At 73.3% G+C, this 14,099-nt stretch carries 9 protein-coding genes; all 9 read left to right on the top strand.

Features of this window, described 5'->3' with window-relative positions:
* Positions 1–32: 32 nt before the first annotated feature.
* The 9 genes from ACLB9X_RS19890 to ACLB9X_RS19930 all read left to right on the top strand — a co-directional run bounded on the left by ACLB9X_RS19890 (position 33) and on the right by ACLB9X_RS19930 (position 14,090).
* A complete protein-coding gene (locus ACLB9X_RS19890; RefSeq protein ID WP_410361731.1) occupies positions 33–6,758 on the top strand; it encodes an amino acid adenylation domain-containing protein in 6,726 nt (2,241 codons plus the stop codon).
* A 121-nt stretch (positions 6,759–6,879) separates the two neighbouring features.
* The gene (gene gntD / locus ACLB9X_RS19895) at positions 6,880–7,917 is read left to right on the top strand and encodes a guanitoxin biosynthesis L-enduracididine beta-hydroxylase GntD (protein WP_410361732.1); all 1,038 of its coding nucleotides are present in this window, start codon (positions 6,880–6,882) and stop codon (positions 7,915–7,917) included.
* Positions 7,918–8,022: 105 nt separating this feature from the next.
* Positions 8,023–8,784, top strand: coding sequence for an SDR family NAD(P)-dependent oxidoreductase (locus ACLB9X_RS19900; protein WP_410361733.1), 762 nt, complete (start codon positions 8,023–8,025; stop codon positions 8,782–8,784).
* A gap of 38 nt (positions 8,785–8,822) precedes the next feature.
* Positions 8,823–9,236, top strand: a complete 414-nt coding sequence (locus tag ACLB9X_RS19905; RefSeq protein WP_410361734.1) for a cobalamin B12-binding domain-containing protein — start codon at positions 8,823–8,825, stop codon at positions 9,234–9,236.
* Positions 9,236–10,510 carry a methylaspartate mutase gene (locus tag ACLB9X_RS19910; protein ID WP_410361735.1) on the top strand — a complete coding sequence of 425 codons (1,275 nt, stop codon included), beginning with the start codon at positions 9,236–9,238 and terminating at the stop codon, positions 10,508–10,510. Before ACLB9X_RS19905 ends, ACLB9X_RS19910 begins: the two co-directional genes overlap by 1 nt.
* A gap of 26 nt (positions 10,511–10,536) precedes the next feature.
* Complete coding sequence (locus ACLB9X_RS19915) at positions 10,537–11,844, top strand: glutamate synthase-related protein (protein WP_410361736.1); 1,308 nt, start codon at positions 10,537–10,539, stop codon at positions 11,842–11,844.
* Between the two features lie 256 nt (positions 11,845–12,100).
* Positions 12,101–12,319, top strand: coding sequence for an MbtH family protein (locus tag ACLB9X_RS19920; RefSeq protein WP_410361737.1), 219 nt, complete (start codon positions 12,101–12,103; stop codon positions 12,317–12,319).
* A gap of 2 nt (positions 12,320–12,321) precedes the next feature.
* Positions 12,322–13,089 carry a thioesterase II family protein gene (locus tag ACLB9X_RS19925; RefSeq protein WP_410361738.1) on the top strand — a complete coding sequence of 256 codons (768 nt, stop codon included), beginning with the start codon at positions 12,322–12,324 and terminating at the stop codon, positions 13,087–13,089.
* Positions 13,086–14,090 (top strand): TauD/TfdA family dioxygenase, encoded by a 1,005-nt coding sequence (locus ACLB9X_RS19930; RefSeq protein ID WP_410361739.1) that lies wholly within the window; start codon positions 13,086–13,088, stop codon positions 14,088–14,090. The genes ACLB9X_RS19925 and ACLB9X_RS19930 overlap by 4 nt, the downstream gene beginning before the upstream one ends.
* Positions 14,091–14,099: the final 9 nt, after the last annotated feature.

Raw genomic sequence — 14,099 nt, forward strand, 5'->3', positions numbered from 1 at the left:
TGGGTTTCACCACCTCGTACACCATCGGCGAGGTGAGCGCGGACACGCCGTCGATTCCGATCGGCTCCCCGCTGGCCGGCAAGCGGGCCTACGTGCTCGACGAGCTGCTGCGGCCGGTCCCGACCGGCGTCCCCGGCGAGCTGTACGTCGCGGGGGCCGGTCTCGCCCGCGGCTACGCGGGACGCCCCGGCCTGACCGCCGAGCGGTTCGTGGCCAGTCCCTTCGCACCCGGCGAGCGGATGTACCGGACCGGTGACCTGGCCCGGCGGCGGGCCGACGGCATGCTGGAGTTCATCGGCCGTCTGGACGACCAGGTCAAGATCCGCGGCTTCCGCATCGAGCCGCGTGAGGTCGAGGCCGCCGTCGCCCGCTTCCCCGGCGTGGTGCAGGCGACCGTCATGGCCCGCGAGGACCGGCCGGGCGACAAGCGCCTGGTCGCCTACGCCGTCCCGGTCGAGGGCGGTTCCCTCGACCCCGAGGAATTCCGCCGCTTCCTGGGCCGCGTCCTGCCCGAGTACATGGTCCCCTCGGCCGTGGTCGTCCTGGACGCGCTGCCGCTGACCGCCAACGGCAAGCTGGACCGGCGGGCCCTGCCCGAGCCGCTGGTCGGCGGCTCCGCCGCGGGCCGCGGGCCGCGCACCCCCGAGGAGGAGGTGCTGTGCGGACTGTTCGCCGAGGTGCTCGGCATCTCGCGGGTCGGCGCCGAGGAGAACTTCTTCGACATCGGCGGCCACTCGCTCTCCGCGACCCGGCTGATCAGCCGGATCCGCTCGGTGCTCGGCGTGGAGCTCGGCCTGCGCGACCTGTTCGCCTCGCCGACGGCCGCCGGCCTCGCCGCCGGTCTCACCCCGCGCACCGGAGGCAGGCCCGCCCTGGTCGCGGCCGCGAGTCGGCCGGATCCGCTGCCGTTGTCGTATGCGCAGCAGCGGTTGTGGTTCCTGCGGGAGTGGGAGGAGGGCGGTTCGACGTACAACATTCCGTTGGCGTTGCGGCTGCGGGGGCCGCTGGATCGGGCCGCGCTGGGTGCGGCGCTGGATGATGTGGCCTTGCGGCACGAGGCGTTGCGGACGGTGTTCCCGGCCGAGGGCGGAGTGCCGCGGCAGCACGTCGTCCAGGACGCACAGATCCCGCTGACCACCACCGAGACGCGGGCCGGCGAACTGGACGCCCGGATCGCGGAAGCCGCCGCGTACCCCTTCGACCTGGCCGCAGAACTTCCCTTCCGAGCCGAGCTGTTGGTGCTCGACGAGCAGGACCACGTGCTGGTCCTGGTCCTCCACCACATCGCCGGCGACGGCTGGTCCATGGCCCCGCTGGCCCGGGACCTGTCCACGGCGTACGCGGCCCGGACGGCCTGGCACGCCCCGGCCTGGTCCCCGCTGCCGGTGCAGTACGCGGACTACGCGTTGTGGCAGCGGGAGCTGCTGGGCGGTGAGGAGGACGAGGAGAGCCTGGCGGCGCGGCAGTTGGCGTACTGGAGGGAGCGGTTGGCGGGGCTGCCGGAGGAGTTGGCGCTTCCGGTGGACCGGCCGAGGGCGGCGGTGCCCAGTGGCCGTGCGAGGGCTGTCGAGGCGTGGATTCCGGCGGAGCTGCACGCGCGGTTGTCGCAGCTTGCGCGGGAGACCGGGACGACGCTGTTCATGGTGTTGCAGGCGGCGTTGGCGGCGCTGTACTCGCGGCTGGGTGCGGGGACGGACGTTCCGTTGGGTACGGCCGTGGCCGGGCGTACGGATGAGGCGTTGGACGATCTGGTCGGGTTCTTCGTGAACACGCTGGTGCTGCGGACGGATGTGTCGGGTGATCCGACGTTCCGGGAGCTGCTGGAGCGGGTGCGGACCACCGATCTGGACGCGTACGCGCACCAGGACCTGCCCTTCGAGCGGGTCGTGGAGGCCCTGAACCCGGTCCGGTCCACCGCCCGCCACCCCCTCTTCCAGACCATGATCGTCCTGCAGAACACCGAGGACGGCGTCTGCGAACTCGCGGGCACCCGCACCGAGATCCACCCGCTCGAACACCGCGCGGCCAAGTTCGACCTGACCCTGGGACTCGCCGAGAGCTTCGACGAGCAGGGTCGCCAGGCCGGCATCGGCGCCGAGTTCGAGTACGCCACAGACCTCTTCGACCACGGCACCGTCGAGGCCATGAGCCGCGGCTTCCTGCGCCTGCTGGAGGCCGTGACCGCCCAGCCGGACGTCCCCGTCGGACAGGCCGAACTGCTCGGCCCCGAGGAGCTCGACCGCATCCTCACCGAGTGGAGCGCCTCCGTTCCCGCCGAGCTGTGGCAGGACCTGGCAGAGGCCGGCACCGTCCCCACCCGGACCGCGTACCTGCTGGACGACGTCCTGCGGCCGGTACCGGCCGGAGTGCTCGGCGAGGTGTACCTGGCCACGTCCGCACCGGCGGCCCCGCCCCGCTCGGGCGACCGCTACGTCGCCAATCCCTACGGCGGCTCCGGCACGGTCATGTACCGCACCGGACGCCTCGCCCGCTGGCAGGCCGACGGCCGCCTCGACCTGGGCCTCCCCTCTCACGCCCCCGTCACCGGCACGCCAGACCGGGCACCCGGCGACGCCGACGACGCCCCCCGCGGCCGCAGCCCGCGCACACCGGCCGAAGAGGTGCTGTGCGCGGTGTTCGCCGAGGCGCTGGGGCGGTCCCGGGTCACCATCGACGACAACTTCTTCGCTCTGGGCGGCTATTCGCTCATGGCGACGCGGCTGATCAGCCGGATCCGTTCGGTGCTGGGCACCGAGATCGGCATCCGCACCCTCTTCGCTCATCCCACCGTGGCGGGCCTCGCCACGGCCCTGCGCGACAGCGGCGAACGGCGGCCCGCCCTGGTCGCGGCCGCGAGTCGGCCGGATCCGCTGCCGTTGTCGTATGCGCAGCAGCGGTTGTGGTTCCTGCGGGAGTGGGAGGAGGGCGGTTCGACGTACAACATTCCGTTGGCGTTGCGGCTGCGGGGGCCGCTGGATCGGGCCGCGCTGGGTGCGGCGCTGGATGATGTGGCCTTGCGGCACGAGGCGTTGCGGACGGTGTTCCCGGCCGAGGGCGGAGTGCCACGGCAGCACGTCGTCCAGGACGCCCACATCCCGCTCCAAGTGACGGCCTGCCCGCCGGTGGAGATGACCGGGCACCTGGTCAGGGCGGCCCGCTACTCCTTCGACCTCGCCACGGAACTGCCGGTCCGCGCCACGCTGCTGAGCATCGGCAGGGACGACCACGTCCTCGCCCTCGTCCTGCACCACATCGCCGGCGACGGCTGGTCCGTCGCCCCGCTCGCCCGCGACCTGGCCACCGCCTATGCGGCACGCACGGCGGGCGAGCGGCCGCAGTGGCCCGCCCTGCCGGTGCAGTACGCGGACTACGCGTTGTGGCAGCGGGAGCTGCTGGGCGGTGAGGAGGACGAGGAGAGCCTGGCGGCGCGGCAGTTGGCGTACTGGAGGGAGCGGTTGGCGGGGCTGCCGGAGGAGTTGGCGCTTCCGGTGGACCGGCCGAGGGCGGCGGTGCCCAGTGGCCGTGCGAGGGCTGTCGAGGCGTGGATTCCGGCGGAGCTGCACGCGCGGTTGTCGCAGCTTGCGCGGGAGACCGGGACGACGCTGTTCATGGTGTTGCAGGCGGCGTTGGCGGCGCTGTACTCGCGGCTGGGTGCGGGGACGGACGTTCCGTTGGGTACGGCCGTGGCCGGGCGTACGGATGAGGCGTTGGACGATCTGGTCGGGTTCTTCGTGAACACGCTGGTGCTGCGGACGGATGTGTCGGGTGATCCGACGTTCCGGGAGCTGCTGGAGCGGGTGCGGACCACCGATCTGGACGCGTACGCGCACCAGGACCTGCCGTTCGAGCGGGTCGTGGAGGCCCTGAACCCGGTCCGGTCCACCGCCCGCCACCCCCTCTTCCAGACCATGCTGCTGCTCAAGAACGGCACGGGCGGCCCCCTGGACCTGCCCGGCCTGGAGACCGCCGAGCACCCCCTGGACCTGCACGTCGCCGAGTTCGACCTGCTCTTCGGCGTCGAGGAGAAGGCCACCGGGGACGGCGAACCCGCCGGACTCCGCTGGAACATCGAGTACGCCACCGATCTCTTCGACGCGGACACCGTCGAGCGGATGGCCGAGCGCCTGGTGCGGCTGCTCACCTGCGTCGCCGCCGAACCCGACGCTCCCGTCGGGCAGGCCGAACTGCTCGGCGACGGGGAGCAGGCACGCATCCTCGGCGACTGGAGCGGCCACACCGTCCAGGGCCGCGGGGCCGCGGCCGAGCAGCCCGTCCACACGTTCTTCGAGGCGCAGGCGCGCACCCGGCCGCAGGCCACCGCGCTGGTCCTGAACGAGGAGCGGCTCTGCTTCCGTGAGCTCAACGACCGGGCCGACGCCCTGGCCCGGGAGCTGATCCGGCAGGGCGCCGGCCCCGAGGAGCGGGTGGCCGTCCTCCTGGAGCGGTCCGTGGCATCGGTGGTCGCCCTGCTCGCCGTGCTGAAGGCGGGTGCCGTGTACGTGCCCGTCGACACCGGCCACCCGGCGGACCGGATCGCGTACATCCTGGCCGACGCGGCTCCCCGGCTGGTGCTGACGGCCGCGGGCGTCGATCCGGCGCTGTACGAGGGCCGCACGGCCGTCCTGCTCGACCGGCTGCCCGCCGCGGCGACCGGCGACGCGGCCACCGATCCCGCCGACCGGGACCGCCGCACACCGCTGCGGCCTGCGCACCCCGCCTATCTGCTCTACACCTCCGGCTCCACCGGCCGGCCCAAGGGCGTAGCGGTGGAGCACCGGGCGCTGACCAACCTGTTCCACAGCCATCGGGAGACGCTCTTCGCCGACCACCTCGCGGCCACCGGCCGGGAGGCCGCGACCGTCGCCGTCACCGCGCCGCTGTCCTTCGACGCCTCGTGGATGGGGCTGCTGGCCCTGTTCGCCGGGCACGAGCTGCACCTGCTGGACGACGAGACCCGCCGGGACCCGGCGGCAATGGTCCGCTACACGGGCCGGCACGGCGTGGACTTCCTCGACACCACCCCGACCTACGGGCTGGAGATGCTCGACCACGGGCTGCTGTCCACGCCCGCGCTCACCCCGCGCACGCTCACCTTCGGCGGAGAGGCGATCCCGGAGCCGCTGTGGCGCCGGCTGCTCGCCGAACCGGCCACCACGGCCCACAACTTCTACGGCCCAACCGAGTGCACGGTCGAGACCCTGACCACCCCGCTGGAGGCGACGGACACCCCGGTGATCGGACGCCCGGTCGGCAACGCACGGGTGTACGTCCTGGACGAGTCGCTGCGGCCGGTCCCGGCCGGGGTGACCGGCGAGCTGTACATCGCCGGCGCCGGACTCGCCCGCGGCTACGCGGGGCGGCCCGCGCTGACGGCGGAGCGGTTCGTGGCCTCGCCGTACGGCACCGGACAGCGCATGTACCGGTCCGGGGACCTGGCCCGCTGGCGGGCCGACGGCAGCCTGGAGTTCTGCGGCCGGGTCGACGAACAGGTCAAGATCCGGGGCTTCCGGATCGAGCCGGCCGAGATCGAGGCGGTGCTCGCCAGGTGCCCCGGCGTCGGCCACGGCGCGGTCGTGGTCCGCGAGGACCGGCCCGGGGACAAGCGGCTGGTCGCCTATGTGGTCCCGGCCGCCGGCGAGCAGCCGGACCCGGCGGAGCTGCGCCGCCTCATGGCCGCGGCACTGCCCGAGTACATGGTCCCGGCGGCCTTCGTACCCCTCCCGGTCCTCCCGGTGACCTCCAACGGAAAACTGGACCGGCGGGCCCTTCCGGTGCCGGAATACGGCGGTGCGGGCCGGGCCCCCCGGACGGCGGTCGAGCTCGCCCTGTGCGGGATCTTCGCCGACGTCCTGGACGTGGCACGGGTGGGCGTGGACGACAGCTTCTTCGACCTGGGCGGCCACTCCTTCCTGGCCACCCGCGCGCTGAGCCGCATCCGGGCCGAACTCCGGGGCGACTTCAGGTCGTTGAACCTCCAGGCGTTCTTCCGTACCCCGACGGTGGCCGGACTCGCGGCCCGGACCGACGACGGTGACGCCGCCGCGGGCCCCGGTCCGCTCGTGCCGCTGAGCACGCGAGGCACCCGCGCACCGCTGTTCTGCGTGCACCCGGTGACCGGGCTGAGCTGGTGCTACGCGGGTCTGGCCGGGGCGTTGGAGGACCGGCCGGTGTACGGGCTCGACGCGGACCGCGACCCCCAGCACCGGCACCCGGACCTCGCCGCACTCACCGACGCATACCTGGCCCGGATCCGGGCGGTCCAGCCATCCGGCCCGTACCACCTGCTGGGCTGGTCGCTGGGCGGCAACATCGCCCACGCGATGGCCTGCCGGCTCCAGGAACAGGGCGAGCGGGTCGGCCTGCTGGCGCTGCTCGACTCCTACCCGATGGGCGGGGGCGGCGAAGGCGGCGGTCCCGCCTTCGCCCCCGAGGAGATCGCCGGATTCCTCCGGCGGGAGGGGGACGAGGGCGCGGGCGCCGGCCTGGAACCCGCGTTCGTCGCCTCCCTCGCCGACACCGCCGCCCACACCGTCGCCCTGGTCGAGGCCGTCGGGCCCGGCCGGTTCACCGGAGACCTGCTGCACTTCACGGCCACCGCGGGCCGTGAGCCGGGAGCACCCGTCCCGGCCGACTGGAGTCCCTATCTGACCGGACACCTCAGCACCCACGACATCGCGTGCGAGCACCTGGACATGACCCGGCCCGCACCGCTGGCCGCCGTCGCCGATGTCATCGCCCGCGACCCGCGTTTCACGTGACCCGTCCCCTGACCCGTTCCCGCGTTTCCCGTGACCCGTCCCCGTGCTGCGTTCCCGCGTTTCACGTGACCCGTTCCCGCAACCGCGCCCGACGCCGGTTTGTTCAGGAAGAGCCGAAGCCATGATCGAAGAGACCATCGCCCAGTACGAGTTGTCCGCCGCCGAGGTGGAACACATAAGAGAGGGCGCGGCCCGGCTGGCCGCGTCCCTCACCGACCCCACGGCACCGCGCGGATACGACGACGAGCGCACCCGCTTCGCCGACGCCGCCCTGCCGCCCCGGCTGCGGCAGTTCCTGGAGGCCTTCCGCCGCACCGAGTCCTCCGCCGGCCTCCTCGTCCACGGCTTCCCCGTGGACGACACCGCGGTCGGCCCCACTCCGGAGCACTGGGAGCAGGTCGCGGGCCCGGGGACCACCCTGGAGCAGGAGGTCTTCCTGGCCATGTGCGCGACCGCGCTGGGCGATCCGTTTACCTTCTCCACGCTCCAGCTCGGCCGCATGATCCAGAACATCCTGCCGATCCGCGGCGACGAGCAGCGCCAGAGCGGCCACGGCAGCGAGACCCTGCTCGAGTTCCACACCGAGGACGGCTTCCACCCCGGCCGCTGCGACTACCTGATGCTGTTCGGCATCCGCAACCACGACCGGGTGCCGACGATCCTGGCGTCCGTCCGGGACGTGAAACTCAGCGACGAGGACATCGACGCGCTGACCCGTCCCGACTTCGAGATCATGCCGGACGACGAGCACGTACGGCAGCTGCAGCTGCGCTACCCGGACCACCCGGCGCTCGCCCGGGTCGAGGAGATGCAGCGCAACCCCGTCGCCGTGCCCGTGCTCTTCGGGGACCGCGAGCGGCCGTACCTGCGCATCGACCTGCCCTTCATGCGCGTCGTCGAGAACCGGCCGAGGGCCGAGCGGGCGCTGCACGCGCTGATGGCCGAGCTGGAACGGGTGCAGCACTCCGTGGTGGTCGAGCAGGGCAGCCTGCTGGTCGTCGACAACTACCTGGCGGTGCACGGCCGCAAGCCCTTCGAGGTCCGTTACGACGGCACCGACCGCTGGCTCAAGCGGATGATCGTCAGTCGTGACCTGCGCAAGGCCGCCCAGGCGGGCGCCACCGGCGGACTGCCGGGCAGCGGCCGGGTCGTCTTCTGACCCCACGGCCTCCGGTTCTCCGCGCCCCGCCCTGCCAGTTCCCTGCCTCCGGCTCTCAGCCGTCCCCATTCCTCAGTCCTCAGTCCGTCAGTGAAGGAGTCCGCCTTGCGCACCGTCGTCATCTCAGGAGCGTCCAGCGGTATCGGCCAGGCCACCGCACGGCGTTTCGCCCGCGCCGGGGACCGGGTGGTGAACCTGGACGTCACCGCTCCCCGGGACCCGGAGCCGGGTGAACCCTCCGTCGCCTGGCTGAAGGTGGACACCGCCGACTGGGCGGCGGTCCGCGCCGCGCTGCGCCAGGTCCACGAGGAGACCGGCCGGCTGGACGTCGTCGTGGCCAACGCCGGAATCAGCGTCCGCCACGGCGTCCTGGACATCGAGGAGGCCGATGCCCGGCGGATCACCGACGTCAACTTGCTGGGCGTACTGGGCCTGTGGCAGGCGGCCGCACGGATCATGACGGCCCAGGGCAGCGGTGTCCTCCTGGCCACCGCCTCTGTCAACGGCCGCCGCGGCTACCCCTTCTACGCCGACTACAACGCCACCAAGGCCGGGATCGTCGCGCTGACGCAGACCTTCGCCCTGGAGCTCAGCCCCGCCGTACGGGTCGCCTGTGTCAGTCCCGGAGCCGTGCTGACCCCCATGCAACTTGCCGAGTACACGCAGGAGATGCTCGACGCCACCAACGCGCAGATCCCGGCCGGCCGGCACGCGGCCCCCGATGAGATCGCGGCGGCCTTCTTCTATCTCGCCTCGGCGGACGCGCGGTTCGTGACCGGCCACGAGCTGGTGATCGACGGCGGCGAGACAGCGGGCGCCACCACCTCCGCCCACGGCACCGCGACCGCTGTACCCGCCGTCCGGTGACCGGTACGGAGCCACGGAGCGGGAGATTCCTCAGACCCATGCACACCGTAGTGACCACGACCTCCTCCGACGCGCACACCTGGAACCTGATCTATCTGGAGCTGCTGCTCCGCGAGTGGGGTCACCAGGTGACCAACCTGGGCGCCTGCGTGCCCGACGACCTGGTGATCGGCGCCTGCCGCCGGCACCGCCCCGACCTCGTCGTGATCAGCAGCGTCAACGGCCACGGCGCCAACGACGGAGTGCGCCTGATCAGGCGCCTGCGGGCCACCGAGGAACTCGCCCGCACGCCCGTGGTGATCGGCGGGAAGCTCGGCACGGCCGGCGAGCCGGCCGCGGCCTGGACGCCCCGGCTGCGCGCCGCCGGGTTCGACGCGGTGTTCGAGGAGAGCGAGGGCATCCTGCCCTTCCGCGGCTACCTCGACAGTCTGACGGCCGGGGTGCGGGTCTGATGGCCGCGACCGGACACCGGGCCGAGGACTTCGGCTCCTTCGTGCACACCGCCCCCGAGCTGGTGGTCCAGCCCCGGATGGGTTTCAGCTCCCCCGCGCGGATGCGGCACGGACTGCTCGCCACCCGCGACGCCGACGCCACCACCGTGGGCACGCTGACCCTCGACAGCTACACCCGCACCGGCGACGAGGCCGCCGCCCGCCGCGCCGTGGACGAGGGAGTCGACCTCAACGGCTACCCCCTCGTCACGCACGGCGCCGTGACCACCCGCCGGATGCTGGAAGGCGTCGCCGCACCGGACTTCCCCGTCCAGGTGCGCCACGGCTCACCCGCCCCGCAGGCCATCGTCACCGCCCTGGCGCGGTCCGGGCTGCACGCCACGGAAGGCGGCCCGGTCTCGTACTGCCTGCCCTACAGCCGCACACCGCTCGTGGAGTCGGTGCGCAACTGGGAGGAGGCGTGCCGGCGGCTCGCCGCGGCGGGCCGGCCGGGACAGCGACCGCACCTGGAGTCCTTCGGCGGCTGCATGATGGGCCAGCTGTGCCCGCCCGCGCTGCTGGTGGCGCTGTCCCTGCTGGAGTGCCTGTTCTTCGTCCGGCACGGGCTGACCAGCGTCTCGCTCAGCTACGCCCAGCAGACCGACGAGGCGCAGGACGAGGAGGCGGTGCGCGCGCTGCGGGGTCTCGCCGCGGAGCTGCTGCCCGGCATCGACTGGCACGTCGTGGTCTACACGTACATGGGCGTCTACCCGCGCACCCCGTCGGGCGCCCGCGCCCTGCAGGACCGGGCGGTGCGGCTGGCCGTGCGCACCGGGGCCGAACGGCTCATCGTGAAGACGGCCGCCGAGGCCCACCGGATCCCCACGGTCGCCCAGAACGTGGCCGCGCTGGAGAGTTCGGCGCGCACGGCCCGGCTGACCCGGCCGCGTCCGGTCGGCCGGGACACGCGCGACAGCGAGGTGTACGTGCAGGCGCGGGCCCTCGTCGAGGCGGTGCTGTGCCTGTCGGACGACCCGGGGGCGGCGCTGGTCGAGGCGTTCGCACGGGGCTGGCTGGACGTCCCGTACTGCCTGCACCCGGACAACGCCGGGCGGGCGGCCTCCTTCATCGACGAACGCGGTCGGCTGGCCTGGAGCTCGATCGGGGCCATGCCGCTCGGACACGTGGTGACGCCGCGCCCGGCCGCCGCGCTGACCAGCAGCGGCCTGCTGGAGGCCCTGCACCACGTGGAGACCCGGCTGGACCTCGGGCAGTTCGCCGGTGCCGGGGCGTGAGAGACGACACGAGGGAGTGAGGACGGATGAGTTCACTGCACGCCGGCGGATATCCGGAACAGCAGGTACGGGCCCGGGCCCGGGAGGGCGCGGCCCAGGTGTTCCCGCCCGCCTCGGCCTACGGGCACGAGCTGTTCGGGGCCGGGGAGACGGCGCCCGACGCGGGCGCGGACGCGCTGGACCGGACCCGGCTGGTGCCGCCGGCCTTCATGCCGCAGCGGCTGGAGAAGCTGATCGAACTGGCCCGGGAGCCGCTCTACCGTGACGTGGGCCTCGCCACCGCCGTCGGCGGCTTCTCCGCCACCCTCCCGGTGTACGTCTCGGCCTTCGGCTCCACCCAGGTGGCCAGCCGGGACCTGGGGCTCGCGGCGGGCCGGCAGGCCGCACGGCTCGGCATCCCGATGGTGATCGGCGAGAACGTCGGACCGGTCAACGGCACCGGACGGCTCGGGGAGCGCGAGGGCCGGACCCTGCTGGGCCGGATCGGCGCCTACCAGGACGCGCTGGAGGACGCCGGCGGCGGAATCGCCGTACAGCAGTCCACCGAGGACGCCGACGCGGAGATCTGGAACCTGATCTACAGCGACACGTCCGTGCAGCCGCTGCTCGAATCGGGGCGGCTCGCCTTCGAGCTGAAGGTCGGTCAGGGCGCCAAGCCGGGTCTGGGCGGGATGACCCTGGTCGACGAGGAGTCGGCGCGCCGGCTGGAGGAGCACTACGCCGTCGAGAACGTCCTGGATGACGGGGGAGCGGCCGCGGGGAGCGCCCGCCGGGTGCTGCGCTCCAGCTGCCCCGGCACCTTCACGCAGGACATCCTCGCCCAGCAGGTCAGGCTGATGCGCAACAACTTCCCCCGGGCGCGGATCTGGGTGAAGCTGCCGCCCTCCCGCGACGTCCGGGAGGCCGCCGCGGTCGCCTGGGCGGCCGGGGCGGACGCGGTGACCGTGGACGGCGCCGAGGGCGGCTCCGGATGGGCCCCGGTGTCCTTCCTCACCGCGGTCGGGCTGCCGCTCGCGGAATGCCTGCGCCGGGTGCGACCGGCGCCGGGGCAGTGCCTGCTGGCCAGCGGCCGGATGTGGGAAGGGGCCCGTGCGGTCAAGGCACTGGCGGCCGGGGCCACCGCGGTCGGGCTCGGCCGGGCCGCGCTGCTCGCCGTGGACGAGGATCCGGAGGCGGGCCTGGAGCGGCTGGTGCACGCGATGGCGCTCGAACTGCGGCTGCTGATCAGCGCGCTGGGCAAGTACCGGCCGGGGGACCTGGGCCCGGAGGACCTGTGGCATCCCGACGCCCCGCAGTGGTCCCCGGCGCCCTTCCCGGAGCCCGTCGCCCTCTAGAGAAGCGCCGCCGGTCCGGGCCGGGGCCGGACCGGACCGGCACACCCGGCGGCAGCCCGGAACTGCCCGCCACCTGCCGAGACAACTGCCGGGCGGGCCCGCTCCCCGCTCCTACGCTCGAGAGCACCGAGCGCTCCGAGATCACCCAGCGCACCGAAAGCACCCGGCGCACGAGCGCACCGGGCGCACCGAGAGCACTCAGCGCTCCGACAGACCGACCGACCGACTACAGCTGTTCACGAGAAAGGGACCACCGATGGCGAACCCCTTCGAGAACGAGGAGGGCCAGTACCTGGTCCTCGCCAACGACGAGGAGCAGCACTCCCTGTGGCCCGCCCACATCGCCGTTCCCGCCGGCTGGCGCACGGTCCACGGCGTGGACAGCCGCTCCGCCTGCCTGGAGTACATCGAGCGGACCTGGACCGACATGCGCCCGGCCGGGCTGCGCCGCGAGATGGACGAGGTGGCCCGGTAGCCATGAGCGGCCAGCTGCTGCAGGACGCGTCGGTGGTCCGGCCGGAGAGCCGGCCCGCCGCCACCCACACTCTGGTCTGCCTCGGATTCTGCGGCGGCGGGACGGGCCCGTACCGGACCTGGCCGGCCCTGCTGGACGAGACCACCGAGCTCGCCCTGGTCTGCTACCCGGGCCGAGAGGGCCGCTTCACCGAGGACTTCGCCGCCACCTGGGAGGAACTCGCCGAGGACGCCGCCGCGTCGGTGCTCCGCGCCGCGGAGCAGCGCCCGTACACACTCTTCGGACACAGCATGGGCGGCTGGATGGCCTTCGACGTCGCCGCCCGGCTGGAGGAGCGCGGCGCGCACGCCCCCGAGCAGCTGATCGTCTCCGCCTGCAACGCCCCCGACCGCGGCGTGACCGAACGCGACCGCTTCCCGCGGATCGAGGACGCCGACGGACGGCTGCTGGAGTGGATGCGGGAGATCGGACTGCTGCCCGCGTACGTCGCGGAGGACCCCGACCTCGCCGAGATGGCGATCGAGCTGATGCGCGCCGACATCGTCGTCCGCGACTCCTACCGCCCGAGGCCCGGCGCCGCCGTCTCCATGCCCGTACAGGTGCTGTACGGGCAGGACGACGAGGTCATCGAGCCGGAGGTCGCCGCCCAGTGGGCGCGCGTCGCGCGGGGCGGCCTGCGGGTGGACGCGCTGCCCGGCGGTCACTTCTACACCCAGCCGCTGTGGGAGGCGCTTCCCGAGCACTTCGCGCCGCGAAAGGAACAGTCATGACGCTCCAGTGGACCCGGTCGCCGGGCAAGCCGGTGACGACCGTGATCGAGGGCGTGTCCGGCGTCGAGGAGGCGAGCGCCTGGGTGCGCGCGCACCACGCCGAACTGCGCGAAGTCCTCACCCGGCACGGGGCGGTGCATCTGCGCGGGCTGCCGATCGGCACGGCCGGCGATTTCGCCGCCGTCCGTGACGCGTTGTTCGCCGCCCGCGCGAAATACCAGGAGAAGGCCACTCCGCGCAGCGACTTCGGCGACGACGTGTTCTCGTCCACCGATCTGCCGCCGGCCCAGGCCATCCGCATGCACAACGAGAACAGCTACACCCTCACCTTCCCCGGGCTGCTGTTGTTCTGCTGCCTGACCGCCCCCGAGGAGGGCGGTGCCACCCCGGTCGCGGACGTCCGCGAGGTCCTCGCGGAACTGCCGCCGGAGCTGGTGGAACGCTTCCGCACCCACGGCTGGGCCCTGACCCGCAACTACGGCGAGCACATCTCCCTGGACTGGCGCACCGCCTTCGCCACCGACTCCCGCGCGGACGTGGAGCGCTACTGCACCGAGAACCGGATCGGATGGGAGTGGGGCGAGGACGACACCCTGCGCACGCGCCAGGTGCGCCCGGCGCTGATCTGCCACCCGCTCACCGGCGAACAGGTGTGGTTCAACCACGTGGCGTTCTGGAGCGAGTGGTCCCTGGACCCGGACATCCGGGACGTGCTGGTCGGCGAGTTCGGCGAGGACGGGCTGCCGTTCAACACCGCGCTCGGCGACGGGACCCCGCTCACCGCCGAGGAGGTGGCCGTGCTGGACGCCGCCTACGAGAAGGCCACCGTGCGGGAGACCTGGCAGCCGGGTGACCTGCTGCTGGTCGACAACGTCCTGAGCGCGCACGGCCGCGACCCCTTCCGCGGCGACCGCAGGATCGTCGTCGCGATGGGTGAGCCGGTGGCCGTCGCCGACTGCAGCCCGGCCGTCCCGGCGGGCGAGGCGGCCCTGGCGGTCTGAGCCCCGGCG

It is taken from the genome of Streptomyces sp. 5K101 (assembly GCF_046506645.1).
GTDB lineage: Bacteria > Actinomycetota > Actinomycetes > Streptomycetales > Streptomycetaceae > Streptomyces.

What these genes read in the sequence shown, in the direction of transcription:
- ACLB9X_RS19905 (WP_410361734.1), top strand. Translation starts at nt 8,823, where the DNA reads ATGCACACCGTAGTGACCACGACCTCCTCCGACGCGCACACCTGGAAC.
- ACLB9X_RS19925 (WP_410361738.1), top strand. Translation starts at nt 12,322, where the DNA reads ATGAGCGGCCAGCTGCTGCAGGACGCGTCGGTGGTCCGGCCGGAGAGC.
- ACLB9X_RS19920 (WP_410361737.1), top strand. Translation starts at nt 12,101, where the DNA reads ATGGCGAACCCCTTCGAGAACGAGGAGGGCCAGTACCTGGTCCTCGCC.
- ACLB9X_RS19910 (WP_410361735.1), top strand. Translation starts at nt 9,236, where the DNA reads ATGGCCGCGACCGGACACCGGGCCGAGGACTTCGGCTCCTTCGTGCAC.
- ACLB9X_RS19930 (WP_410361739.1), top strand. Translation starts at nt 13,086, where the DNA reads ATGACGCTCCAGTGGACCCGGTCGCCGGGCAAGCCGGTGACGACCGTG.
- ACLB9X_RS19915 (WP_410361736.1), top strand. Translation starts at nt 10,537, where the DNA reads ATGAGTTCACTGCACGCCGGCGGATATCCGGAACAGCAGGTACGGGCC.
- gntD (WP_410361732.1), top strand. Translation starts at nt 6,880, where the DNA reads ATGATCGAAGAGACCATCGCCCAGTACGAGTTGTCCGCCGCCGAGGTG.